Annotated in this window: 21 protein-coding genes; 11 read left to right on the plus strand and 10 right to left on the minus strand. The window is 62.2% G+C overall.

Going from position 1 to position 24,009, the window contains the following annotated elements; genetic code table 11:
• The first annotated feature begins 53 nt into the window (after positions 1 to 53).
• Genes EFD56_RS08810 through EFD56_RS08830 form a run of 5 tightly spaced genes read left to right on the plus strand, consistent with a single transcriptional unit; the run spans position 54 to position 4,968 of the window.
• Complete coding sequence (locus EFD56_RS08810) at positions 54 to 1,013, plus strand: carbohydrate ABC transporter permease (protein ID WP_037113302.1); 960 nt, start codon at positions 54 to 56, stop codon at positions 1,011 to 1,013.
• Positions 1,010 to 1,900, plus strand: a complete 891-nt coding sequence (locus EFD56_RS08815) for a carbohydrate ABC transporter permease (RefSeq protein WP_029531942.1) — start codon at positions 1,010 to 1,012, stop codon at positions 1,898 to 1,900. Before EFD56_RS08810 ends, EFD56_RS08815 begins: the two co-directional genes overlap by 4 nt.
• An 11-nt stretch (positions 1,901 to 1,911) precedes the next feature.
• Positions 1,912 to 3,009 (plus strand): ABC transporter ATP-binding protein, encoded by a 1,098-nt coding sequence (locus tag EFD56_RS08820; RefSeq protein WP_126905086.1) that lies wholly within the window; start codon positions 1,912 to 1,914, stop codon positions 3,007 to 3,009.
• Positions 3,010 to 3,039: 30 nt separating this feature from the next.
• Positions 3,040 to 4,203, plus strand: coding sequence for a mandelate racemase/muconate lactonizing enzyme family protein (locus tag EFD56_RS08825; protein WP_064819813.1), 1,164 nt, complete (start codon positions 3,040 to 3,042; stop codon positions 4,201 to 4,203).
• A 21-nt stretch (positions 4,204 to 4,224) separates the two neighbouring features.
• Complete coding sequence (locus EFD56_RS08830; RefSeq protein ID WP_085744013.1) at positions 4,225 to 4,968, plus strand: ribonuclease activity regulator RraA; 744 nt, start codon at positions 4,225 to 4,227, stop codon at positions 4,966 to 4,968.
• A 146-nt stretch (positions 4,969 to 5,114) separates the two neighbouring features.
• On the opposite strand, the gene melA (EFD56_RS08835) is transcribed toward EFD56_RS08830, so the two are convergent.
• The 6 genes from melA (EFD56_RS08835) to melA (EFD56_RS08860) all read right to left on the minus strand — a co-directional run bounded on the left by melA (EFD56_RS08835) (position 5,115) and on the right by melA (EFD56_RS08860) (position 14,182).
• A complete protein-coding gene (melA, locus tag EFD56_RS08835; protein WP_126905087.1) occupies positions 5,115 to 6,485 on the minus strand; it encodes an alpha-glucosidase/alpha-galactosidase in 1,371 nt (456 codons plus the stop codon).
• Between the two features lie 23 nt (positions 6,486 to 6,508).
• The gene (locus tag EFD56_RS08840; RefSeq protein WP_126905088.1) at positions 6,509 to 8,176 is read right to left on the minus strand and encodes an ABC transporter ATP-binding protein; all 1,668 of its coding nucleotides are present in this window, start codon (positions 8,174 to 8,176) and stop codon (positions 6,509 to 6,511) included.
• 10 nt (positions 8,177 to 8,186) lie between these two features.
• Positions 8,187 to 9,320 carry an ABC transporter permease gene (locus EFD56_RS08845; RefSeq protein ID WP_126905089.1) on the minus strand — a complete coding sequence of 378 codons (1,134 nt, stop codon included), beginning with the start codon at positions 9,318 to 9,320 and terminating at the stop codon, positions 8,187 to 8,189.
• 1 nt (position 9,321) lies between these two features.
• Positions 9,322 to 10,329 (minus strand): ABC transporter permease, encoded by a 1,008-nt coding sequence (locus EFD56_RS08850; protein WP_012490484.1) that lies wholly within the window; start codon positions 10,327 to 10,329, stop codon positions 9,322 to 9,324.
• A 174-nt stretch (positions 10,330 to 10,503) separates the two neighbouring features.
• A complete protein-coding gene (locus tag EFD56_RS08855; RefSeq protein ID WP_126905090.1) occupies positions 10,504 to 12,591 on the minus strand; it encodes an ABC transporter substrate-binding protein in 2,088 nt (695 codons plus the stop codon).
• A 124-nt stretch (positions 12,592 to 12,715) separates the two neighbouring features.
• Positions 12,716 to 14,182: an alpha-glucosidase/alpha-galactosidase gene (melA, locus tag EFD56_RS08860; protein ID WP_126905091.1), complete on the minus strand. Its 1,467-nt coding sequence runs from the start codon at positions 14,180 to 14,182 to the stop codon at positions 12,716 to 12,718.
• 244 nt (positions 14,183 to 14,426) lie between these two features.
• On the opposite strand from melA (EFD56_RS08860), the gene EFD56_RS08865 reads away from it, so the two are divergent.
• Positions 14,427 to 15,269, plus strand: a complete 843-nt coding sequence (locus tag EFD56_RS08865; RefSeq protein ID WP_126905181.1) for an AraC family transcriptional regulator — start codon at positions 14,427 to 14,429, stop codon at positions 15,267 to 15,269.
• Between the two features lie 25 nt (positions 15,270 to 15,294).
• Here EFD56_RS08865 and EFD56_RS08870 read toward each other — a convergent pair whose 3' ends face one another.
• Positions 15,295 to 16,356, minus strand: coding sequence for a class I SAM-dependent methyltransferase (locus EFD56_RS08870; protein ID WP_037113310.1), 1,062 nt, complete (start codon positions 16,354 to 16,356; stop codon positions 15,295 to 15,297).
• Positions 16,357 to 16,553: 197 nt separating this feature from the next.
• On the opposite strand from EFD56_RS08870, the gene EFD56_RS08875 reads away from it, so the two are divergent.
• The 4 genes from EFD56_RS08875 to EFD56_RS08895 all read left to right on the plus strand — a co-directional run bounded on the left by EFD56_RS08875 (position 16,554) and on the right by EFD56_RS08895 (position 20,207).
• The gene (locus EFD56_RS08875) at positions 16,554 to 16,871 is read left to right on the plus strand and encodes a helix-turn-helix domain-containing protein (RefSeq protein ID WP_126905092.1); all 318 of its coding nucleotides are present in this window, start codon (positions 16,554 to 16,556) and stop codon (positions 16,869 to 16,871) included.
• Positions 16,872 to 17,132, plus strand: a complete 261-nt coding sequence (locus EFD56_RS08880) for a hypothetical protein (RefSeq protein WP_010006063.1) — start codon at positions 16,872 to 16,874, stop codon at positions 17,130 to 17,132.
• An 11-nt stretch (positions 17,133 to 17,143) separates the two neighbouring features.
• Entirely contained in the window at positions 17,144 to 17,383 is a 240-nt protein-coding gene (locus EFD56_RS08885) for a hypothetical protein (RefSeq protein ID WP_064829252.1), read from the plus strand.
• 262 nt (positions 17,384 to 17,645) lie between these two features.
• Positions 17,646 to 20,207 (plus strand): GcvT family protein, encoded by a 2,562-nt coding sequence (locus EFD56_RS08895; protein ID WP_126905094.1) that lies wholly within the window; start codon positions 17,646 to 17,648, stop codon positions 20,205 to 20,207.
• Positions 20,208 to 20,264: 57 nt separating this feature from the next.
• On the opposite strand, the gene EFD56_RS08900 is transcribed toward EFD56_RS08895, so the two are convergent.
• Positions 20,265 to 21,002: a phosphatase PAP2 family protein gene (locus EFD56_RS08900; protein WP_126905095.1), complete on the minus strand. Its 738-nt coding sequence runs from the start codon at positions 21,000 to 21,002 to the stop codon at positions 20,265 to 20,267.
• Positions 21,003 to 21,192: 190 nt separating this feature from the next.
• Between EFD56_RS08900 and EFD56_RS08905 the strand changes: the two genes are divergently transcribed.
• Positions 21,193 to 21,735 carry a hypothetical protein gene (locus EFD56_RS08905; RefSeq protein WP_126905096.1) on the plus strand — a complete coding sequence of 181 codons (543 nt, stop codon included), beginning with the start codon at positions 21,193 to 21,195 and terminating at the stop codon, positions 21,733 to 21,735.
• Between the two features lie 8 nt (positions 21,736 to 21,743).
• Here EFD56_RS08905 and EFD56_RS08910 read toward each other — a convergent pair whose 3' ends face one another.
• The gene (locus EFD56_RS08910; protein ID WP_126905097.1) at positions 21,744 to 23,234 is read right to left on the minus strand and encodes an HAL/PAL/TAL family ammonia-lyase; all 1,491 of its coding nucleotides are present in this window, start codon (positions 23,232 to 23,234) and stop codon (positions 21,744 to 21,746) included.
• Positions 23,231 to 24,007, minus strand: a complete 777-nt coding sequence (locus EFD56_RS08915) for an ABC transporter ATP-binding protein (protein ID WP_085744006.1) — start codon at positions 24,005 to 24,007, stop codon at positions 23,231 to 23,233. The genes EFD56_RS08910 and EFD56_RS08915 overlap by 4 nt, the downstream gene beginning before the upstream one ends.
• Between the last annotated feature and the right edge of the window lie 2 nt (positions 24,008 to 24,009).

The raw sequence follows: 24,009 nt of genomic DNA on the forward strand, positions 1-24,009 counted from the left end.
CGGCTGCGCCCCGAGCGCAGCCGGTTTGTTCCGAAAAATAAGGGCACGGCACAGTGACGATCTTGACTGGCAAGGCCGAGACTCGCCGAAGACTGCAACCCGATCGATCCGGCGTGCTGCGAAAGATTTGGGAGCATCGCGCTGACTACGCGTATGTGCTTCCCGCGATCGCCGTAATGCTCATCGTCATTGCCTACCCGATCTACTACACGATCGAGCTGTCGTTCTTTAATACACCACCTGGGCTGCAGATACGGGACAAGATCTTCGTCGGCCTCGACAACTACGTCGCCATCCTCACAAGTCCGGTGTTCTGGAGGGTCACCTCGAACACTCTAATCTGGACAGTGGGGTCCACTTTTATCTCATTTGTGCTGGGGTTTGCCTGCGCCCTGGCGCTCCATCGTGACTTTGTCGGCCGCGGCATTCTGCGGGCCATCCTGATCATTCCCTGGGTCATCAGCGCGGTCGCCGGCTCCTATATCTGGAAGTGGATCTACCATTCAGACTTTGGGATAATCGGCGCGGTGCTGGTCGGCCTGGGATGGGCCGATCGGCCGCCGAATTTCATCGACAGCGTCAGCACAGTGCTGCCCTCCCTGATCGTCGTCAATATCTGGCGCGAGTTTCCGTTTGCAATGATCATGATGATGGCTGGCCTGCAGACGGTTCCCGACCAGTTGCTGCGCGCCGCAAAGGTCGACGGCGCCAATGCATGGCAGCGGTTCTGGCACGTCACCTTTCCGCATTTGAGAAACGTCTCGACGGTCACAATCCTTCTGCTGGCAGTGGCCAACTTCAATTCTTTCATCATTCCCTGGATCATGACCGGCGGCGGGCCGTCGAACGCATCGCATATCTGGATCACCCACATTTACGAACTCGCCTTCGGCCGCCAGCGCTGGGGGGTGGCATCGGCCTATTCGGTGCTGCTGTTCCTGATCCTGATGTCGCTCGGATATTTTTACGTCCGGGCGCTGAGCGGTAACGAGCAGAAAGATGGGAGCCAATGAGCGCAATTGCAGAAATTGCTCATCGAGGCCACGCGCGTCGGCGCTTGCGCATTGACGGCTGGCGGTGGGGCGGACGCATCTTCCTTGTGTTCATGCTGCTTTACACCGCATTGCCGATGGTCTGGATGCTGATCACCTCGATCAAGTCCGGCTTCGCCGCCATGCAATTCCCGCCGCAATGGTGGCCGGACCAACCGACCCTCGCCAGCTACCAGAAATTGCTCGATCCGCAAAACAGCGTCGGCCGGGACTTCCTGCGCTTCTTCTGGAACAGCCTTTTCGTCTCCACCACCACGACCATCCTTTCGGTGATCGTGGCAGTTCCTGCGGCGTACGCGTTTTCGCGCTTCACCTTCCCGGGCCGGAACTTTCTGTTCTTCGCGGTCTTGCTTCGCAACATGTTCCCAGCGGTGATCTTTCTCGTGCCGCTCTTCATTCTGATGCGCGCGATTGGGCTCGTGAATACGCATGGGTCGCTCGTCCTCACCTACCTCACATTCGGCCTGCCGCTGGCAATCTGGCTCCTCAAGGGCTTTTACGACAACATCCCGGTGCAGCTCGAGCAGGCGGCGCGCATCGATGGGGCGACGCGATTCCAGGCCTTTTTCCTGATCGTGATGCCGCTCTCGGCGCCCGGAATCATCGCCACCGCGATCTATTCCTTCATCGGCGCGTGGAACGAGTACATCTACGCCTACACCTTTCTCTCCAAGAACGAGCAGTTGACACTCCCGGTCGGCATCCAGCGCTTCTTCTCCGAAAATACCACGGACTTTCCGGGCCTGATGGCGGCCAGCTTCATGATGAGCGTGCCCGTCGTGATCCTGTTCCTCGTCCTTCAGAGATACTTCGTACGGGCGCTTACGGAAGGCGCAGTCAAGCACTAGGGGAGTTGCCGGTGGCCCATGTGGTCCTCAAAGATCTGGTCAAGACCTATGGCGGCTTCAAAGCTGTCAACAATGTTTCGCTGACGGTCAACGACGGCGAATTCGTTGCGCTCGTCGGCCCTTCGGGCTGCGGCAAGACAACCACGCTCAACCTTGTGGCGGGGCTCATCCCCATCACATCTGGCGACATCGTCATCGGCGACCGGGTGGTCAACGACCTCGACCCCAAGGACCGGGACATCGCGATGGTGTTCCAGAACTACGCGCTCTATCCGCAGAAATCCGTCTACAAAAACCTGGCGTTCCCGCTTCAGATGCGCAAACTGCCAAGGGACGAGATCGACAAGAAGGTCAGGGAAGCAGCGCGCGTGCTCGACATGACGCAGCTGCTCGAGCGCAAGCCACGCGAGCTGTCGGGCGGGCAACAACAGCGCGTGGCGCTGGGCCGTGCCCTCGTTCGCGATCCGGCGGTGTTCCTGATGGATGAACCCCTCTCCAACCTCGACGCAAAGCTGCGCGTCCAGATGCGGTCGGAGATCAAGCGTTTCCATCAGGACCTCAAGGCGACGATCATCTACGTGACGCACGACCAGCTCGAAGCGGTCACCATGGCCGACAGGATGGCCGTGATGAACGGCGGCTACCTGCAGCAATATGATTCACCGGCGCAGGTCTTTGCCCATCCGGTGAACATGTTCGTCGCCAGCTTCGTCGGCAGCCCGGCGATGAGCCTTGTTCCGCTGGAGGCATCAACGGCGGGCGGCAACACCGTCCTGACCAGCGCGGAGGGCTGGCGCCTCGAGCTTTCGCCAACCAACACCCGGAAGGTCGAGAGGGCAACAACCAGGAAAGTCGTGCTCGGCGCACGTCACTCGACGATCAAGCTGCACAAGAGCGCGATGCCTGGAAGCATCCCTGCCAAGGCCTATACGGTGGAGCCGACCGGAGACGTCACCTTCGTGCAGGCGTTCCTGTCCGGCGCCATCGTCAATGTCAGCGTGCCGCCGACCATCGCCGTCGAGCCTGACGAACAGATCTGGCTCGAGTTCGATCAGGAGCGGATGCATCTGTTCGACGGCGAAACTGAAATGGCCCTCAAGGCGAACTGAGATCAGGGATGCATGCGAAACGAGGCATGAATGACTACGAAGCTTAAAATCACCGCGATCAAGCCCTATCCAGTATGGGTCGGAACGCGCAACCAGATGCTGGTCAAGGTGGAGACCGACAACGGCATCTTCGGTTGGGGCGAGAGCGGCTTGAGCGGCCGCGAGAAGGCCGTGGCCGGCGCAATCGAGCACTATCGCGAGTTTCTCATCGGACGCGACCCGATGCAGATCGGTCGGATCTGGCAGGAGGTTTACCGCAGCCAATACTTCGAAGGCGGGCGCGTTCTGCAGGCGGCGATCTCCGCGATCGACATTGCCCTTCACGACATCAAGGGCAAGGCGTTGGGGGTACCGACCTACGACCTCCTCGGCGGCAAGCAGCGGGACCGTATTCCGACCTTCGCCTCGACCGGCGACGAGGCCGAGGGCGATGTCGCCATCGAACGCGCCCGCGAACTGCGCGCACAGGGTTGGCAAGCGATACGCTTCTTTCCCATCGGGCAAAGCAGCAACGACACCTTTGAGCCGCGGGAGTCGATCGGCGGTACCGCACGGATGCTGAACAGGGCGCGCGAGGCGCTCGGCGACGATGTCGTCCTCGGCATCGACTATCACCATCGGCTGTCGGTGGCAGAGGCGGCGAGCTTCTGCAACAAACTCGGCCGTGGCGTGCTGGATTTCCTCGAGGAGCCGATACGCGACGAAACGCCGGAGGCCTACGAATCCCTGCGCACGATGACCGACATCCCCTTCGCCATTGGCGAGGAATTTGCCAGCAAGTGGCAATTCCTGCCCTACATCGAGCGTGGCATCCATCAGTTCAACCGGCTCGATGTCTGCAATGTTGGCGGGCTCACCGAAGCGATGAAGGTCGCTGGCTGGAGCGAGGCGCACTATGTGGACCTGATGCCGCACAATCCGCTCGGTCCCGTCTGCACGGCCGCGACCATCCATCTCGCTGCTGCGGTGCCGAATTTCGCATGGCTCGAGACCAGGGCGCCCGAGGCAAAACTGGGTTTCGATAATTCCGACTTCTTCCCCGTGCAGCCACGGCTCGACGGTCCGGACTATCCGGTCAGCGATCTGCCGGGGCTCGGCGTCGAGGTCAACGAAGAGGCGGTCAAGGCAGAGAGCTTTCGCTTCTGGGAAGCGCCTCACCTGAAGCGCCGCGACGGTTCTGTCACAAACTGGTAGTCTCATCCTCCGGAGCCAAAAATGACCCATACGTCCGACATCACGCGACCGCCCAAAGAGCTGATCGACGCACTGAAGGAGATCGGCGCCGCCACGGTTTCCGGCACGCTTGGCCATATGGGCTTCCGCAATCCGCACATGGTCGGTCCGGTGTCGCAGAACCGCGGGAAGTCGATCGTCGGGCCGGCCCTGACGCTTCAATTCCTGCCGCAGCGGCCGGACCTCTTCACCGAGGGAGAATATGCAGATCCGGAGACGCAGTTGCACCGCCATGTGCTCTATCACGTGCAGGAGGGCGATGTGGTCGTGGTCGACGCGCGCGCCGACATGAGCTCCGGCGTCTTCGGCGATATGATGTCGACCTATTTCAAAGGCAGAGGTGGCGCTGGCTTCGTAATCGATGGGTGCATGCGCGATCGGCCCAATGTCGAGAAGCTGGACCTCCCTCTATGGCTGCGCGGCTGGACGCCCAATTATCATGTGCAGACTAGCATCTACCCCAATGCCGTCAACGTTCCGATCGCCTGCGGCGGTGTCACTGTAATCCCCGGAGACATCATCGTCGCCGACGATGACGGGGTGGTGGTACTTCCGGTCGCAATGGCCTCTGAGGTCATCGAAGAATCGCAAAAGCATCACGATTGGGAGGAGTTCTCGCGAGAAAAGCTTATGGGAGGCGCGTCGTTGCAGCGCTACTATCCGCTGCATGACGATGCCCGTGGAGAGTACGAAGAATGGCGCAAAAACCGGTTGGGAACAACTTAGCCAATGGCTCGTCCCCGGCAGGCAGCCGATTTTCGATCTGCCAGGCGGGATTCGGCCGAGTTTCGCCTTCACTTTCTAAATTGCAAAAGCCCCGCGGTCGTTGCCACACCGCGGGGCTCCTTGATGCCTAACCCGGGAGAAAGAGGTCAGGCGGCCTGAACTTTCTTCGATGTGCGGGCCCATTCCGGCAGCCAGTCGCCGTGGCTGGCGAGCAGGTCGTCGACCAGCGACCAGATTTGGTCGAGGTCGAGTTCGGCTGCCGTGTGCGGGTCCATCATCGCGGCGTGGTAGATGTGCTCGCGATTTTCCGTCATCAGCGCCTGCACCGTCAGCTCCTGCACGTTGATATTGGTGCGCATCAATGCCGTCAGCTGCGGCGGCAGGTCGCCGATGAAGGTCGGCTGGATGCCGGAGGCGTCGACCAGGCACGGCACTTCGGCGGCGCAATTTTCCGGCAGCGAGGTGATGCAGCCATTGTTGCGGACATTGCCGTAGATGACCGATGGTTCGCCGGTCCAGACCGAGTTGATGATCGAGGAGGCATATTCCTTCGACGGCGTCACCTCGATCTTGTCGGCGCTGCGATAGGCTTCCGCCTGGCCCTTCCAGCGCTCGATCTGCTCGATGCAGCGCTTCGGATATTCATCGAGCGGGATGCCGAATTTCTCGATCAGGTCGTCGCGGCCCTCCTTGATGAAATAGGGCGTGTATTCGGCGAAATGCTCCGAGCTTTCGGTGACGAAATAGCCGAGCCGCGTCAGCATCTCGTAGCGCACCTTGTTCGGGCAGCGCGGGTTCCACCCGGGCTTCGGCGCCCTGCCCTCGCGATAAGCGCGCAGCAGATCGGGATAGAGATTGCGGTAGGAGCCGTCGGCCTGGCGATGCTCGAATTTGAGATAAAAGGCCATGTGGTTGATGCCGGCGGCGCGGTAGCGGATTTCCTCGTAGGGAATGTCGAGGTCGTGCGCCAGCTCCATCGCCGTGCCCTGCACCGAATGGCAGAGGCCGACCTGGCGAATAGCAGGATATTTCTCCGATATCGCCCAGGTGTTGATCGCCATCGGGTTGACATATTGCAGCATAATCGCCTCGGGGCAGACGGCGAGCATGTCCTCGCAGACCTTCCAGAGATGCGGCACGGTGCGCAAGCCCCGCATGATGCCGCCGACGCCGAGCGTATCGGCAATCGTCTGGCGCAGGCCGTATTTCTTCGGCACCTCGAAATCGGTGACGGTGCAGGGCTCATAGCCGCCAATCTGGAAGGCGACGACGACGAAATCGGCACCGGCGAGCGCCTTGCGCTGGTCGGAGTAGGTCTCGGCCCTGGCCTTGACGCCGAGCGTCGAGATCAGCTTGTTGACGACGATGGCGCTTTCTTCCAATCGTTGCGGGTTGAGGTCCATCAGGGCGATCGTTGCGCCCGAGAGCGCCGGACGCTGCAAAACGTCGCCGATGATGTTCTTCATGAAGACGGTGGAGCCTGCTCCGATGAACGTGATTTTGGGATTTGCTGCCATTATAACCTCCGGCATGCGGTCAATCATGCTACCTCGAAAGCGGCTTTGACGAGCCGTTCGGTGTAGGCGGTCTTGGGATGGGTGAGAACTTCGTTGACGGGACCTTCCTCGACGATCTTGCCATGCTGCATGACGATGACGCGGTGGCAGAGCGCCCTCACAACCTTGAGATCGTGGGAGATGAAGAGGTAGCTGAGGCCCCGCTCGTCCTGCAGCTTGCGCAGGAGCTCGATGATCTGCGCCTGGACGGAGAGGTCGAGGGCGGATGTCGGCTCGTCGAGCAGGATGAATTCCGGCTCCAGCGCGATGGCGCGGGCAATGGCGATACGCTGGCGCTGGCCGCCGGAAAATTCATGCGGGAAACGCGAGAGAATATTGCCGGGCATGCCGGCTGAGATCAGCGCCTCGCGCACCCGGTCCTGCCGCTCGGCCCTGTTAGCACCGAGCCGGTTGACGACGAGGCCTTCCTCGATGATCTGGCCGACCGTCATGCGCGGGTTGAGCGAGGAGAACGGGTCCTGGAAGACGATCTGCATGCGGGCGCGCAGCGGCCGCATCTCGGCCCGGGACAACCCGTGGATCGGCTGGCGGTCGAAATGGATTTCGCCGGCCTGGGGCGTGTTCAGCCGCAGGATCGCCTGGCCGAAGGTGGTCTTGCCGGAGCCGGATTCGCCGACGAGGCCAAGCGTCTCGTGACGGCGCAACGTCAGGCTCAGGCTGTCGACGGCGACGAGTTCGCGCATCTCCGGTTTCAGGAAAGTGCCGTGGCGCAGCATGAAGCCGACGCGCACGCCCTTGGCGTCGAGGATGATATCCGAACCCTCCGGCAGCGGATTGGCCTGGCCGCGCGGCTCGGAGGCGAGCAGGTGTTTGGTATAGGCATGCTGCGGATTGGCAAACAGCGCCTCGGTGACATTGTGCTCGCGCACCTCGCCATGCTGCATCACATAGACATAGTCGGAGAACTGGCGCACCACCGTCAGGTCGTGGGTGATGAGGATGACTGCCATCCCCAGTTCCTTCTGCAGGTTGCGGATCAGATTGAGGATCTGCGCCTGCACGGTGACGTCGAGCGCCGTCGTCGGCTCGTCGGCGATCAACACGTCGGGATCGTTGGCGAGCGCCATGGCGATCATCACGCGCTGGCGCTGGCCGCCGGAAAGCTGATGCGGATATTGCTTCAGCCGCGCCGCCGGATCGGGGATCTGCACGTGTTCGAGCAGTTCCAGCGCCCGCTTTTCCGCTTGCCCGCGGCTCATGCGGCGATGCACGCGGATCGCCTCGATGATCTGGCTGCCGATCGTATAGATCGGGTTCAGCGAGCTCATCGGCTCCTGAAAGATCATCGAGATGCGGTCGCCGCGGAGCTTGCGGCGAGCCCGCTCGGAGAATTTCAGGATATTGCTGCCGTCATAGGAAACGGTCGAATTGCCGGAGACGACGGCGCGCTTCGACAACAGCCCCATTACCGTGCGCGCGGTCACCGACTTGCCGGAGCCGGATTCGCCGACGATGGCGATGGTCTCGCCGCGATAGAGCTGGAAGGAGACGTCCTTGACGGCTTCGACCATGCCGTCCTCGACCTTGAAATTCACCGCGACATTGCGGGCGTCGATGATCGGCGTCTCCGAGCGGCCGTCATGATCGTGGCGGACGGGCGGGGCGAAGGTATTGACCAGGGAAAGCGCCATATCAATCACCTCAATAGGGGTCGACTGCGTCGCGCAGTCCATCGCCGAGCGCATTGAAGGCGAAGACGGTGACGAGCACGAAGCCGACGGGAGCGAGAATCCAGGGATAGGAGCCGATGACCGAATAGGTCGCCGTATCCTGCAGCATCAGCCCCCAGGAAATCAGCGGCGGCTTGACGGCAAAACCGAGGAAACCGAGAAAGGATTCCAAGAGCACGACGCTCGGTATGTGCAGCGTCACCGCGACGATGACGTGGCTCATCACGTTCGGGAAGATATGCTGGATGATGATGCGCTTGTCGGTGGCGCCGACGGCCATCGCCGCCCTGACATAATCGATGCGGGCAAGCGCCAAGGTCTTGCCGCGCACCTCGCGCGACATCTGCGCCCAGCCGAGCGCCGACATGACGATGATGACGAAGGCGAGGAAGACATTGGTCGGCGCCGTCACCGGAATGAGCGAGGTCAGCGCCAGATAGAGCGGCAGCTGCGGGAAGGCGAGCACCAGCTCGACAAAGCGCTGCAGCCAGATATCGAAGGTGCCGCCGAAATAACCGGAGACCATGCCGACCGTCGTGCCGATCAGGGTGACGATGAAGACGACTGTCAGCGCAATCATCAGCGAGATGCGCGAGCCGATGATGGCGCGCGACAGCACGTCGCGGCCGAACTTGTCGGTGCCGAGGAAGTGCACCGGCTGGCCGTCGGTCGAGCCGAAGAAGTGGCGGTCGGCCGGGATCAGGCCGAACAGCTTGTATTCGGCGCCCTTGACGAAGAAGCCGAGCAGCCTCGGATTGTCGTAATCCATGCCGACGATCGGCTGGAAGGTGACCGTGTCGAGCTCCTCGCTATCCGACAGCGCATAGACGCGCGGCTGGAAGACGAAATTGCCGTCCTTGTCGTGGAAGCTCATCACCTGCGGCGGCGCGAAGCCGACATCGGTCGCCTTCGGGTCCATCGGCGCGAAGAAATCGGCAAAAACCGCCATGAGGATCAGCAATCCGACCAGGATGAGCCCGGCCATGCCGGTCCAGGAGCGCCTGAGACGGCGCCAGACGAGCGCCAGATAGCTCTCGCTGCCGTGCGACGGCTTCTTGACCGCAAGTTCGGTGGGGGGCGTGGCGGACGAGTCGAAAGCAAGCATCTCAGGCTCCTCCGAATTGACGGACGCGCGGGTCGAGCAGAGCGAGCAGCATGTCGGCGATGATATTGCCGACGATCAGCGTGGCCGACAGCACCATCATGAAGGTCGCGGTGACATAAACGTCGCCGATCGCCATCGAGCCGACGATCGCCGGGCCGACGGTCGGCAGCGCGAAGATGATGGCGGTTTCGATCTCGCCGGTCAGCATGTAGGGCAGCACGACGCCCTGATACATGACGAGCGGATGCAGCGCGTTCGGCACCGCATGGCGCATCACCACAGCGCCGCCGGAAAGCCCCTTGGCCTTGGCGGTCTCGACATATTGAGCGTTCAGCGTGTCGAGCAGATTGCCGCGCATGACGCGCATATTGTAGGCGAGCCCGCCGAAGGTGGCGATCGCCACAACCGGCCAGACATGGCTGACGAGATCGACGAATTTCGCCCAGGACCAGGGCGCCCCGCCATATTGCGGCGAGAAGAAGCTGCCGATCTCCGTCACGTTGAACTGGAAGACCAGGAGATAGACGATGATCAGCGCCATCAGGAAGCGCGGCACCGTCATGCCGAGGAAGGAAATTCCCGAAAGCAGGCTGTCGATCCAGCTGTACTGGCGCGTCGCCGCCCAGATGCCGAAGCCGATGCCGAGCACGGAGGCGAAGATGTGGCAGACGAGGGCCAGAAGCAGGGTGCGCGGCAGGCGCTCGCCGACGACGTCGGCAACCGGCTTGTTGTAGAACATGCTGTAGCCGAAATCGCCGCGGGTGACGATGCCGCCGATCCAGTTGACGTATTGCACGACCATCGGCTTGTCGAGGCCGTGCTCGACCCGGTAGGCCTGCGCCTGGGCGTCGGCCTGGGCGTAGGAGGCGCCGCCCTGATTGATCAGCTGCGATCTTATATAATCGGCATAGTCACCGGGCGGTGCCTGGATGATCGCGAAGGTCACCACGCTCAGAATGAAGAGAACGGGGATCGCGGAGGCTATGCGCACGAGCAGGAATCGCAACATCGGACGGTTCGCTTCTCTTTGCCGCCAGTCGCTCCTTGTCAGCGCGGCCGGCTTGTTGGTCATATCAGGCCGCGCGCCACGCGCGGCCTGACTCTCACTTCAGCTGGGAGGGAATTTTTCCCGGGCGCCGCATCACCTGCGACGCGCTTAGCTTTTACTCCCTGATGCCATGCATCAGTTGGTCGGACCTTTGTCGCCGGGCTTGCCGGGCAGCTGCTCGGGGAACAGCTCGTATTTGCCCTGCTTGTCGGCGGCCACCCACAGGCGTTCGCGGATCACCGAATCTTCGGCCCAGTTGAACATGAAGATCGGCGTGCCCTGCGGCACATTCGAGAAGCGCTTGTTGATGATCAGCGCGCCCGGATATTCCGTCAGTCCGACCGTGTTGACGTGCTCGGTCGAGATCTTCTGATACTGCTTCATCAGATCGACGCGCTCGTCATTGTTCTGGCTGGTCGTGAACTTGTTGACGACGTCGACCAGTTCCTTTTCGAAGGGCATCAGATCGAGCTGATCATCCTTGCCGGCGCGATGCTGCCAGCTGGTGCGCGGGCCGACCGGGGCGAGCTGTTCGGTATTCTGCACCACCGACGACAGCTCGGTCGTGTTGCGCTGGATCAGCCAGTCGAAACGGCCGCCATAATGGGCGTCGTCACGCTTTGCTCCGTCGAGGCCGTTGAGGATGACCTTCAGCCCGAGCTTCTCCATCTGGCCGACGACACCCTCGGCAAGGCTCTTGTCGGTCGTGTAGTCGTTGTTGACGAGCATGACGATTTCGACATCCTTGCCGCCGGCCGTGCCGGCCGGGAAGTTCACGATGCCGTTGCCATCCGTGTCCTTGAGGCCGGCCTTGGCAAGTTCCGCCTTGGCGCCCTTGAGATCGAAGGGATAGTAGACGGTGGAGTTGCGGTCGTAGAAGCTGGTGCCGGAGGACAGCCCGCCCGGATAGATCGCCGTGAACGGCCCCTTGACCAGCGAGTCGCCGATCGCCTTGCGGTCGAGCGCCATGGTGATGGCCTTGCGGAAGTCCTCGTTGCGGTTCAGCTCGCGGATCGCCTGGCCGCGCTCATCCGGGTTGCCCCAGCCGTTGGCGGAGAAGTTCATGCGCAGGTTATAGCCGATCAGGCGCGGCCCGAAGGCGAGACGGGCGGGCGCGGTCTTCTCGGCGGCGCGCTTCAGCGAGGCGACGAAGTTTTCCGGCTGCTCGAGGTTCGAAAAGTCGGCGGAGCCCGCCACCGCCTGAACGTCGCGGTCGGCCCAGGTCGAGAGCTTGTAGTGCAACTCGTTCAGATAAGGCAGCTGATTGCCCTTCTCGTCGACCTTCCAGTAATAGGGGTTGCGGCGGAGCACGATGATGTCGTCGGAGCGATATTCCACCGGCACCCAGGCGCCCATCACAGGCATGTTCATGTATTCCGGCGGGAAGGCGTTCTTGAACTGGTCGTAGGTGTTCTTCGAATATTTCGGATGCTGGGGTTTGAGGATATGCGACGGGCCCGGGCAGAAGTTCGGGTAGGCCATCGTGTAGAGATATTGTTTCGGGAAGGCCTCCTTGAAGGTCCACTCGACGGTGTAATCGTCGATCTTCTTCAGCGTCGTGCCGACACCGAAAGCCTCCGGCGAAGCGCCACCGCCGAGCGGCGAAACATTCGGATCGATCACTTCGTCGTCCCAGTAGAACATGATGTCGTCGGCGTTGAACGGCGCGCCGTCTGACCATTTGGCGCCTTCGACCAGGTGCATCGTCAGCTTATGGCCGTCCTCGGACCAGTCCCAGCTCTTGGCGAGGTTCGGTAGCGGCTCGGTGTCCTGGGCCTTCACCTGGAACAGCGGCGCGGTGCGCGTCAAGCATTCGGACAGGCCGATATCGATGCCGCCCCAGCCCTGTGTCTGGCCGGCGCCGTAGTTCCAGCCCTCCGGCCGGCCGCCGATGACGTGGCGCATCGTATCGCCGTAGACGCCGACGCCGTCTGGCATGTTGCCCGTCTTGAAGACCATCGGCTCCTTCGGCAGCCGGTCCTTGACCGGCGGCAGCTTGCCGGCGGAGACGAAATTCTTCGTCACCCAGTCGGGCTCGTGATATTCGGGCAGCGCCTTGAACTCCAGAATGGAGTCGCGCGCGACATAATTGATCTTGCCTTCGGCCGGGAATTCCGGCGGCACCGGCGGCACGGTGGGTTCGGAAGCATGGGCATGCAGCGCCAAGACCGAAACGCCGAGCGCCAGTCCGGCCAGAATGCCTGCTTTACGGAAATTCATCATCGTTTCTCCCTCTTGTTCCGGAGCGCGGGGGCAGCCGGCTCCTTTCTCCTCGAACGGCGTGAAAGCGGGTTGATGTCATGGATTTCCCTCCCGGAAACCCATGACGACCCATCCTTCACGAAAATCAGCCGGCCTGTTTCAGCGCCGCCTTTTCCGCACGCAGCTCTTCGATCGAGCGGACGCTGCGGCGTGCTGCACCCGCCCAGTCGCGGGTCTGCACCTTGGATTTCGACAGCCGCTCCTTGGCGGCCGGCACGGCATCGGCATATTGCGGCAGCCAGCGCGCCTGGGCAACGACCATCTCGTCGACCATCTGCCAGACCTCCTCGGGCGTCGAGACGGCGCCGACCAGCGGATCGTGCAGCACGGCGAGCTTCAGAAGGTCGATGTCGCCGGAGATCGCCGCATGCACCGACATGCGCTGGACGTTGATCGAGGCAATGCAGGTCGCCGCGCAGGCTTCCGGCAGGGTGACGCCCGAGACCATGTTGATGCCGAAGCGGTCGACGAAGCCGGGCGATTCGATGATCGCATCGGCCGGCAGGTTGGTGATGACGCCATTGTTCTTGACATTGAAATGGCCGCGATAGACCCGGTTGGTCTCAAGCGCCTCGAGAATATGGCTTGCATGTTCGTTCGAGCGCTTGGCTGGATCGATCGGCTTGCCGGCGGATTCCAGGAATTGCGGAAATTCCGTCTCGAACCAGTTGCGCGTTTCGGTGGAATAGCGGAGATAGCCGCCGGTCTCGCCGTGGATCCAGTCGGACATGTCGATCCAGCGGGTAATTTCCTCCGGCCGCTTGCGGTACCAGGGCAGGTATTCGGAAAGATGGCCGTTGCTCTCGGTCGAATAGACGCCGAAACGCTTCAGCACGTCGATGCGCAATTTCTCCTGCTGCGAATAAACAGGGTGCGCCTCGAAGGCGGCGATGAGCTCATCCTTGCCGATCTTGCGGCCGTTGAGGCGCAGGTCGATGAACCAGGTCTGGTGGTTGATGCCGGAGCAGACATAGTCGAGTTCACCAAGCGATTTGGCGCCGAGCACCTCGGCGATCTGTTCGGCGCCGTGCTGGACGCCGTGGCAGAGGCCGACCGTATCGACCCTGCCATATTCGATCGCCGCCCAGGTGTTCATCGCCATCGGATTGGCATAGTTCAGGAACTTCGCACCCGGCTCGGCGACCTCGCGGATATCCTTGCAGAAGTCGAGGATGACGGGGATGTTGCGCTGGCCGTAGAGGATGCCGCCGGCGCAGATCGTATCGCCGACACACTGGTCGATGCCGTATTTCAGCGGAATTCTGATATCGTCGGCATAGGCCTCGAGGCCGCCGACGCGCACACAGCTGATGATGTAGCGCGCCCCTGCCAGCGCCTGGCGCCGGTTGGTGGTCGCCGTCACCTTGGTCGGCAGCCCGTTCGACTCGACGATGCGGTCGAGGATCGCCTTGATCATTTCGAGATTGTGTTCGCTGAGATCGGTCAGCGCGAATTCGACGTCGCGGAACTCCGGAACGCACAATATGTCGGTGAACAGCTTCTTGGTGAAACCGACGCTGCCCGCACCGATGATAGCGATTTTGAAACTCATGATCTTCACCTCGACCCGATGGAATGCTAGAGAAAATATGGTTGTGAGGGATCAGGCCGCATGCCGGCGCATGTGGTTTAAAGAGCCGTAAAAGCTGCCTGTTTTCCTCCCGGCCGCTGTCTCGGCCGCGTTCTCCTCGTTTTGTTGAGCGGGATTATGCCCGAATCCGGCGGGCCGACCAGAGAAGGATTATGCTTTCAGGGGTAATTTTGTGCTGCAGGATTTGATCGCCAACGGACAGTCGATGAGGACGGTTTCGCTGCCCCGCGGACGCCAGCGTCTGCACGCCATGCCGACCAGCGCCGGCTACGAAGTGCGGGAGAACGAGACCTATGACTGGGACGGCCGAAAACGCGGCCAAACCCCGTTCACGGTGCTGCAGCACACGATCAGCGGCAGCGGCCGGCTGCGCTACTTGAATCGCAATTATCGTCTCCAGGGCGGCGACACGCTGCTGGTGCTCGTGCCGCACAATCACCGCTACTGGCTGGAGAAGGGCGAGCGCTGGGAGTATTTCTGGATCTCGATGAATGGCGAGGAAACCCTGCGCATCCACCAGCTGGTGCTGTCGACCGCCGGCCCGGTGCTGAAGCTGCAGCCTTCGACCATCGATCATCTCGCCGATTGCAGCCTGCGTCTCGTCAAGGGCGCGGCCTCGCCGGGTGCGGCCTCGGCGATCGCCTATGAAGCGGCGATGGCGCTCTATGACGACGTCTTCAACTCGCCGGCCTTTGCCGCCGAACTCAGCCCGATGCAGCCGGTGATCGACCATATCAACACCAATCTCGACAAGCCGCTGCCGGTCAACGAACTCGCCGCCATCGTCGGCCTCAGCCGCGCGCATTTCTCCCGCAGCTTCGCCGAAAGCGAAGGCGTGCCGCCGGCCGAATTCGTGCTGCAGCAGCGGCTGCAGCGCGCCGTCAAGCTGCTGACCAAGGCGGATTTCCTGCCGGTCAAGGAGGTCGCCATCATGTGCGGCTTCGAGGACGCCAATTATTTCTCGAAGGTCTTCCGCCGCATCTACGGCACCAATCCCACCGAATTCCGCACGACCGGCATGTATGCCAGCATCGGTCGGCCGAAATAGCGCCGGCCGCTGTGCGGCCGGGTTCTCAGGCCCGGACTTCGAACACCATGTTGAACGGCGTTTCGGTCGCCCGGCGGAAATGCTTGAAGCCGGCGTCGAGCGCCACCTTGCGCAGCCGCATCTCCCCCGCCTGGGCGCCCAGCCCGAGCCCCACCTCCTGGGAGAGCGATGCCGGCGTGCAGATCATCGTCGAGGCGCCGTAATAGACGCGTCCGACAGGATTGAGATTGTCCTTGAGATGATCATGGGCAAAGGGCTCGACGATCAGCCAGGTGCCGTTCGGCGCCAGCGTCTCCTTGACGTGCCGGCCGGCACCAACCGGATCACCCATGTCGTGCAGGCAGTCGAACATCGCGACCATATCATAATCGCGGCCCGGAAATTCCGCCGCCTTGCCCTGCTCGAAGGTGACGCGATCGGCGAGTCCGGCCTCTTTGGCGGCGGCCTTGGCTCTTTCGATCGACGGGCCGTGATAGTCGAAGCCGGTAAAATGCGAGGCGGGATAGGCCTGCGCCATCAGGATGGTCGAGGCGCCGTGACCGCAGCCGACATCGGCGACATTGGCGCCGGCCTTGAGCTTTTCGTCCATGCCGGCAAGCGCCGGAATCCATTCATTGATGAGATGGCTGTTGTAGCCCGGGCGGAAGAACCGCTCGGTGCCGCGGAACAGGCAGGTGCTGTGTTCATGCCAGCCGAGACCCTTGCCGGTGCGGAAGGCGTCGGCGATCTTCGGCTCGTCCATCCACATGGATTGCACCACTTCGAAGGCGCCGACGAAGAAGGCCGGGCTGTTTTCCTCGGCAAAGACCATCGCCTGTTCCGCCGTCATGCTGAAACGATCGGTCTTTTCGTCGTAAACGATATAATCCGCAGCCGCCTGGGCGCTCAGCCATTCCCTGACATAGCGCTCCTTGATCCCGGTTTTGGCGGCAATCTGCTCAACGCTCATCGGCTTCCCGTCGGCCATTGCCTTGAACAGCCCCACCTTGTCGCCAAGCACGACCAAGGCCCCTGACACGGCGGCGCCGACATCGCCGACCAGACGGCCGACAAGCGCATCGAGTTTCTGCATATCTGGCTCACGCATCGTTACCTCCCGGGCGTGATAAGGGAGCCTTAAATTAGACTTTGCTGATGTGTAGTCAATCAACCCTGACTATCGCCCGATGAGGGTACGCATCAAAGGTCGCAGCAATTTCATGGGCTTGCTTTCTTCGGACGCGCTCACATCTTCATAGTGCTGCGCCAGAGCCAGATCAGAGTCTCAATGCCAGGTGGATATTCATGCTTTCTGCAGCCCAGTGCCGTGCCGCGCGTGCTCTCATCGCCTGGTCCAAGCGGGATCTGTCGGAAGCCTCTAAGATAACCAAGGCGACGATTGCCGGTTTCGAGGCCGGAAGGCTTTTTCCTGACGAGCGAACGCTGCGGCATGCCAAGCGCGCCCTGGAAGAGGCTGGTGTGCTTTTCATTCCGGAAAATGGCGGCGGCGCCGGCGTTCGCTTGGCAAAACCGACATCGGCTTCTATAGACACGAACGAGACCGAGACGGTTCAATATGAAGAATATCTCAAAAACGACGCCCCTCCCGGCGCTGGCGGCTGAATGACGAAGAAGCAGAAGCTTGAGCACTCCGAACTGGCCGGAGAATTCACCGACGACGGCATCACCCTGCTCGTCGATATTTTTCGAACCGCCGGCAGCAACGAAGACTGGACGATGGAAGTCGTCACCCAGTCGGAAGACCTGATCCGCTGGGACGAGCCGTTTGCGACCGACCGGGAGGCTTTCGACGAATTCCTGGCGGTGGTGGCGCGCGACGGCATCCGGTCCTTTCTCGAGGACGAAGAACCTTCCGTGCATTGAGGGGCAGCCCCGTGAAAAGCATCAATGATCTCGTCGCCTCGGCGAAAACCGTCTGCGACCGATACCGGGCCGGGCGAATGGAGCGCGAAACCGTGCGTGAATGGGTCCTCGGACTGGGCGCCTATCCATCGCCGCATGGGGAGCGCGTGCGCGAAGCGATGGAATGGTTCCGCCTGCACAATCGCGAGCCTGTTTCGGACGATATCGTGCTGGTGGACATCGACCGGCTGAAGGCGATTTCGGCGCCGTGACGAGGAAGCGCTTTGCTTCAGCGGCGATCCGGACTAGCGCAATTGCGCCGTTACTCGGCGGCGTAGGACCAATGACGATCATGAGCCTTAGGCATAATGCGCTCATCGCAGCTTACATGCGAAGAGGGCTGGGGGTTCTGCGGGCTTCGGTAAACGTGACACGCTTACGAAGGCTGATATGAGTCCTGGATCTCAGGCGTGAAGCGCAAACCAAGCGCGGCTGGGTCAATTTAGTTCGTGCGATATGTAGAAGGAACAGCACGTGGCAGCATTTCCGGAAAAGGCAAAGGTCGTCATCATCGGGCTCGGCGGCATCGTCGGCGCCTCCATCGCGCATCATCTCGTCGAGCGCGGATGGGACGATATCGTCGGCATCGACAAGTCGGGCATCCCGACCGATATCGGCTCCACAGCCCATGCCTCGGACTTCTGTTACACTACGAGCCACGACTATCTGTCGGTCTGGACGACGCAATATTCGATCGATTTCTACGAGAAGATGGGCCATTACGCCCGCATCGGCGGCCTCGAAGTGGCCCGCACCGGCGACGATGCCTGGATGGAGGAAATCAAGCGCAAGCTGTCCTCGGCCCGCGCCTTCGGCACCCGCGCCCATTATGTCAGCCCTGCCGAGATCAAGGAAAAGTTCCCGCTGATCGAGGAAGATCAGGTGATGGGTGGCCTCTTCGATCCGGATGCCGGCCTCGTCATCCCGCGCTCGCAGACCGTCGCCGGCAAGCTGGTCGATGCCGCCGAAAAGGCCGGCAAGCTGCAGGTGTTCGGCAACACGCCGGCGAAGTCGCTGATCGTCGAAGGCGGCCGCATCAAGGGCGTCGTCACCCATCGCGGCACGATCATGGCCGACCACGTCATCGTCTGCGCCGGCCTCTGGGGACGCCTGATCGCCGAGATGGTCGGCGAAGACCTGCCGGTCATGCCGGTCGATCACCCGCTCACCTTCTTCGGCCCCTATAACGAGTTCGAAGGCACCGGCAAGGAAATCGGCTTCCCACTGCTGCGCGACCAGGGCAACTCCGCCTATATGCGCGATACCGGCGACCCGGCGACCACCGAGGGCGGCCAGATCGAGTGGGGCTATTACGAAGCCAACAATCCGCGCATGTGCCATCCGCGCGAGCTTCTCGAAAAACACGAAGCCCGCCTTTCGCCGTCGCAGCGCGATCTCGAGATGGAACAGATCCTCGAGCCGCTCGAGCGCGCCATGGAACTGACGCCGATCCTCGGCGAACTCGGCTATAACGAAGGCCACTCCTTCAACGGCCTGCTGCAGGTTTCCGCCGCCGGCGGCGCCTCCTGCGGCGAGAGCCAGAAGGTGCGCGGCCTCTGGTATTGCGTTGCCATCTGGGTCAAGGACGGCCCGGGCTACGGCAAGCTGATCGCCGACTGGATGACCGACGGCCGCACCGAAATCGACCACAACAGCATCGACTACGCCCGCTTCTATCCGCACCAGTTGACCGAAGAATTCATCGAAGGCCGCTGCTACGAAGCCGCGCAGAAGATCTATTTCCCGGCCGTTCATACCCGCGAACCCTATCTATCCGGCCGCAACGCCAAGCGCTCGCCCTTCTACGAGCGCGAAAAGGAGCTGGGCGGCTACTTCATGGAACTGGGCGGCTGGGAGCGTGCGCACGGCTATGCCGCCAACGAGCACCTGCTGGAGAAATACGGCGACCGCGTGCCGGTGCGCGAGAACGAATGGGACAACCGCCATTTCTGGCGCGTGTCGAACGCCGAGCATCTGGCGATGAGCGAGGATTGCGGCATCGTCAATCTCAGCCACTTCCACATGGTCGATATCGAGGGACCTGACCATGTCGAACTGATGGAATGGCTGTGCGCCGCCAAGGTCGGCGGCGATGCCAATATCGGCAAGGGCGTCTACACCCACTTCCTCGACGACGAAGGCATGGTCCGCGCCGACTTCACCGTCTTCCGCATGGCCGACCGCTGCCGTCTCGTCAACGGCGCCGATGCCGGCCCGCGCGACCTGCACTATATGAGACGCGTCGCCCAGGATCGCGGCCTTGACGTGACGATCACCGACGTCTCGGAAAAATTCGTGACGGTCGGCATCTGGGGTCCGAACGCCCGCGAGACGCTGAAAAAGGTCGTGACCGATCCGGCCGGGCTCGATCAGGAAAACTTCGCCTTCGCAGCCATCAAGCCGATCGAAATATCAGGCAAGACGGTCACCGCCTTCCGCATCTCCTATGTCGGCGAGCAGGGCTGGGAACTGCACATGAAGTACGAAGACGGCCTCGCCGTCTGGGACGCGCTGCGCTCGACCGGCGTGATGGCCTTCGGCGTCGAAACCTATGCGAACTCGCGCCGCATGGAAAAGAGCCTGCGCCTGCAAAACGCCGACCTGCTGACCCAGTACAACCTGATCGAAGCCGATCTCGCCCGTCCGAAGGTCAAGGAAGCCGATTTCCGCGGCAAGGCGAAACATCTCGAATACAAGGCGCGCGAACACCAGCCGGCCATGCTCTGCACGCTTGTGATGACCGAGAATACCGACAAATCGGGCGTCAAGCGTTATCCGCTCGGCAACCTGCCTGTTGTCGATCCCGCCACCGGCGAGGTCCTGGTCGACGAGCTCGGCCGCCGCTCCTACACGACTTCGATCGCCTACGGCCCGACAGTCGGCAAGAACATTGCGCTCGCATACCTGCCCTGGTCCTATTGCCAGGTCGGACGCAAGCTCAATGTCGAATACTTTGCCGAGACCTATCCGGTGGAAGTCGTCGGCGTCGGCTATAAGCCGATCTACGACCCGGAAAATCTGAAGCCGCGCACTTAAGCGCTGAAATCCCTGTGGCGCCCCATGCGGGCGCCACAGTCGTTCTAAGCCTGTGTTCTAGTCACCGTCGCCATTGCCGTTCTCGAGGCCATCGCCCGGGGCTCTGCTCGGGACGAAGCGCTTCGAGATCAGCCAGCAGCCGAGCGCCCAGAGTGCGCCCGCACACCATCCGGCGAAGACGTCGGTGGGATAGTGAACGCCGAGATAGATCCGGCTCAAGCCGATGATGACGGCGAGGAAAACGCCGGCGGCCATGACGAAGATCCGCGTCGAGCGGTAACGCTGCGTGCGGGCCAAGAGCGCGCCCAGCGTCAGATAGGTCACCGCCGAAACCATCGCATGGCCCGAGGGAAAACTGAGATCGCTGACCTCGACGAGATGCGGCACGATATCGGGGCGCGGCCGGGCGACGAGGATTTTCAGCGTCGTGCTCGCCAGCCATCCTGTCAGCACCGAGGAAAAGACGAAGATCGCGATCGGCCAGCGCCGGTCAAGCAAGAGATAGACTGTAACGAGAACGGTCATCAGCGAGAGAACGGTGATGCCACCGAGACTGGTGATGTCGCCGACGGCATGCGTCAGCCAGCCGGGGCCGATCGGCACGCCAAGCTCACCCGGCTGTCGCAACGCCAGCAAGATCGTCTCGTCGAAACGGAGCGTCTCGCCTTCGAGTACCTCGCTCGTCAGCCGCTGCAGCACGAACAGCCCGCCGGCGATTGATGCCATGGTGATCAATGTCAGCGGTTCATATGCGCCGAGTCTCGCCCAAAATCCGCGTTGTTGAACCTCGCTCATCCCTGAGTTCGAACTCCCTTCTTATCATGCCGCTCTCCGCCAGATCGGCAAGGTGAGCCGCAAATTCAAGACCTTGCGACATTTGAGGCGTGTTCATAATGGCATCCGCCGCCCATCCCGGCGGCTCGGTAGCAAAAGCTCAACCTTCTTTTGCTATCGCTGGAGCGATTGACCTGGAGAGGTTTCGGCGATGAAAATTCTGACCGCGATGGTTCTGATGGCAGCCGTCCTGCCGCCGGTCTCGGCCTTCGGCGAGACCGAATGGATGGGCGGCGCAAGGCAATGGTCGGTCGGCTTTGCCAGCGAGCACCCTGCCTACTGCCGGCTGCTGTGGGACAGCGAACTGGGCAAGACGATGGAATTCCGCCAGAGCGGCACCGAAACCTTCTGGCTGGTCTCGAAGAACACGTGGGACATTCCCACCGGCACCACGACCGAGGTGACGCTGACCGATCGAGCGGCAACGAAGGTGGTCGCCGCCGAATTCTTCGACAAGAACACGCTTCGCCTCTGGCCCAAAGGCAGCAACGGCAGCGGCGGACTGAAGAAAATCATCAAGAATTCCTTTGCTGGAACGCCTGACGTGCAATTGACCTTTGCCGGCGACGAAGGCGACTGGACGCTGCCGCTTTCGCGGGTGGACCAGCTCTATCCAACCTTCGCCCAGTGCCTCAAACGGCTCGAGGCCAGCGAGCCGGCCAAGCAGGATTCGGCAACAAGCAAACCGTTCTGACGACTCGCCTAGACAGCCGGCGGCGCTGTCTCGCGGATCAGACTGCGAACGGCCTCGATATCGCCGTTCAGCGGCCGCTCGTCGCCATAATGAGACACATGTTCACGCACGGCTTGATAGAGGAGATCCGTGCCCGCCGCCCGCGGCGCCGTCGCCGCCAGGAAATCATGTGCCTGGGCCGCGGCCATCAGCTCGATCGCCAGAATATATTCGGCATTGTCGATGACGGCGAGCAGCTTGCCGGCGGCGGCCGTCGGATGGGCGAGGAAATCTTCCTGCAGACCGGAGGTCAGGCCGCCGTCCATGGCGGCGGGTGCGGCAAGCCGGCGGTTGTCGTTGCTGAGGGCGGCTGCGGTATATTGGGCGATCATGAAGCCGGAATGGCTGCCGGCATCGCTCGCCAGAAACGGCGGCAGGCCGCTGACCAGCGGATTGACCAGCCGGTCCATGCGCCGTTCGCTGATCGCGCCGATCTGCGCCAGCGCAACGGCGAGACTGTCGGCCGCCTGGCCGAGCGCGGGGGCGACGGCATGGGCCTCGGAGGAAACGACGGGCTGCTCCGGCGTGCCTGACACCGCCGGATTGTCCGTGACCGAGGCAAGTTCCTGATCGGCGATGCGGGCGGAATTGTCGAAAACGTCGCGAGCAGCACCATGGGCATGCGGCACCGAGCGAAGGCTCAGCGCATCCTGGGTGCGCCGGCCGAAGGCGGCGGCGACGAGGCCGCTGCCCTGGAGGCGGGCGCGCAAGCTGGCTCCGACCTTTTCGATCCCGGCAGACGGGCGCAGCGCCAGCACCGCCGCGTCGAAGGCGGCGATCTGACAGCCTGCCGCTTCCAGCGTTAGCGCCGCGATGGCATCGGCCCAGTCGAGCAGCCGTTCGGCACGAAAAAGCGCCGTTGCGGTCAGCCCCGTGGCGCAGGCCGTGCCGTTGACGAGGCTCAGGCCCTCCTTGGCACCGAGCACCAGCGGCTGCAGGCCGATCGCCGCCAGCGCCTCGCGGCCGCTCATGCGCCGACCGGCCACAGTGGCGCTGCCTTCGCCGATCAGGACGAGCGCGGTATGGGCATTGTGGGTGAGATAACCGGCCGAGCCTTTCGACGGCACGTCGGGAATGCAGTCGTGCTCCAGCAAGGCTGTAAGATGCTGGACGATCTCACGACGCACGCCGGAATGGCCATGGGCGAAATTGGCGATCTGGGCGGCGATGATGGCGCGCACTTCGCGCCCGGCCAGCAGCGGCCCGACGCCGCAGGCATGGCTGAGCACGATGCTGCGCGACAACAGGCTCTGCGAGGCGCGGTCGACCACGGTGTCGGCGAGCGCTCCGACGCCGGTGTTGACGCCATAGGCACGCACGCCGGTTTCGACGATGCTGGCGACGATGCGGCTTGCCTGCTCGACCCGCGCCCAGGCGGCTGGCGACAGCGCAAGCGCCTCCCCTGCCCCGACCCGCGCGACATCGCGCCAGGTCAGCACCCTATCGATGATGATCGTCATTGGCCTGTTCCGAAATGACCGATGAATTGGCGGAAAGCCGGCGACGCGCCGCCGCCGAACATATCGTCCGGCTTGCCGCTGCTTTCGACCAGCCCTTCGCGCATGAAGACGACGCGGTTCGAGACGTTGCGGGCAAAGCTCATCTCATGGGTGACGACGAGCATGGTCATCCCCTCTTCGGCAAGCGCGCGCATGACGCGCAGCACTTCGCCGACGAGTTCCGGATCGAGTGCGGAGGTCGGCTCGTCGAAGAGCATGACCTTCGGCTTCATCGCCAAAGCGCGGGCGATTGCGGCGCGCTGCTGCTGGCCGCCGGAGAGATGGGCGGGATAGGCATGGCGCTTATCCGCGATGCCGACCTTTTCGAGCAGCGCTTCGGCCTCGGCGATGCACTCGGCGCGCGGCCGCTTCAGCACATGGATCGGCCCCTCGATGACGTTCTGCAGGATCGTCATATGGGACCAGAGATTGAAGGACTGGAACACCATGCCGAGTTCGGAGCGGATATGGTCGACCTGCTTCTGGCTGACCGGTCTTGTCTTGCCGTTCTTGTGAACCATCTCGATGTGCTCGCCATCGACCCAGATCTCACCGTCGCTGGCGGTTTCGAGCAGGTTGATACAGCGCAGAAAGGTCGATTTGCCGGAGCCGGAGGCGCCGAGCAGCGAAATCACGTCACCGTCCTCCGCATCGAGGGAAATGCCGCGCAGCACCTCGTGCGTGCCGAAGCTCTTGCGGATATTGCGGACCGAAAGTCGGGTTACGCCTGGCATGG

It is taken from the genome of Rhizobium phaseoli, assembly GCF_003985125.1.
Taxonomy (GTDB): domain Bacteria; phylum Pseudomonadota; class Alphaproteobacteria; order Rhizobiales; family Rhizobiaceae; genus Rhizobium; species Rhizobium phaseoli.

Coding starts and splice junctions, on each gene's coding strand:
- EFD56_RS08870 (WP_037113310.1), bottom strand. CDS start 16,356: ATGCGTGAGCCAGATATGCAGAAACTCGATGCGCTTGTCGGCCGTCTG.
- EFD56_RS08825 (WP_064819813.1), top strand. CDS start 3,040: ATGACTACGAAGCTTAAAATCACCGCGATCAAGCCCTATCCAGTATGG.
- EFD56_RS08915 (WP_085744006.1), bottom strand. CDS start 24,007: ATGCCAGGCGTAACCCGACTTTCGGTCCGCAATATCCGCAAGAGCTTC.
- EFD56_RS08850 (WP_012490484.1), bottom strand. CDS start 10,329: ATGTTGCGATTCCTGCTCGTGCGCATAGCCTCCGCGATCCCCGTTCTC.
- EFD56_RS08875 (WP_126905092.1), top strand. CDS start 16,554: ATGCTTTCTGCAGCCCAGTGCCGTGCCGCGCGTGCTCTCATCGCCTGG.
- EFD56_RS08830 (WP_085744013.1), top strand. CDS start 4,225: ATGACCCATACGTCCGACATCACGCGACCGCCCAAAGAGCTGATCGAC.
- EFD56_RS08880 (WP_010006063.1), top strand. CDS start 16,872: ATGACGAAGAAGCAGAAGCTTGAGCACTCCGAACTGGCCGGAGAATTC.
- EFD56_RS08815 (WP_029531942.1), top strand. CDS start 1,010: ATGAGCGCAATTGCAGAAATTGCTCATCGAGGCCACGCGCGTCGGCGC.
- EFD56_RS08910 (WP_126905097.1), bottom strand. CDS start 23,234: ATGACGATCATCATCGATAGGGTGCTGACCTGGCGCGATGTCGCGCGG.
- EFD56_RS08845 (WP_126905089.1), bottom strand. CDS start 9,320: ATGCTTGCTTTCGACTCGTCCGCCACGCCCCCCACCGAACTTGCGGTC.
- melA (WP_126905087.1), bottom strand. CDS start 6,485: ATGGCAGCAAATCCCAAAATCACGTTCATCGGAGCAGGCTCCACCGTC.
- EFD56_RS08855 (WP_126905090.1), bottom strand. CDS start 12,591: ATGATGAATTTCCGTAAAGCAGGCATTCTGGCCGGACTGGCGCTCGGC.
- EFD56_RS08840 (WP_126905088.1), bottom strand. CDS start 8,176: ATGGCGCTTTCCCTGGTCAATACCTTCGCCCCGCCCGTCCGCCACGAT.
- EFD56_RS08905 (WP_126905096.1), top strand. CDS start 21,193: ATGAAAATTCTGACCGCGATGGTTCTGATGGCAGCCGTCCTGCCGCCG.
- EFD56_RS08865 (WP_126905181.1), top strand. CDS start 14,427: ATGAGGACGGTTTCGCTGCCCCGCGGACGCCAGCGTCTGCACGCCATG.
- melA (WP_126905091.1), bottom strand. CDS start 14,182: ATGAGTTTCAAAATCGCTATCATCGGTGCGGGCAGCGTCGGTTTCACC.
- EFD56_RS08900 (WP_126905095.1), bottom strand. CDS start 21,002: ATGAGCGAGGTTCAACAACGCGGATTTTGGGCGAGACTCGGCGCATAT.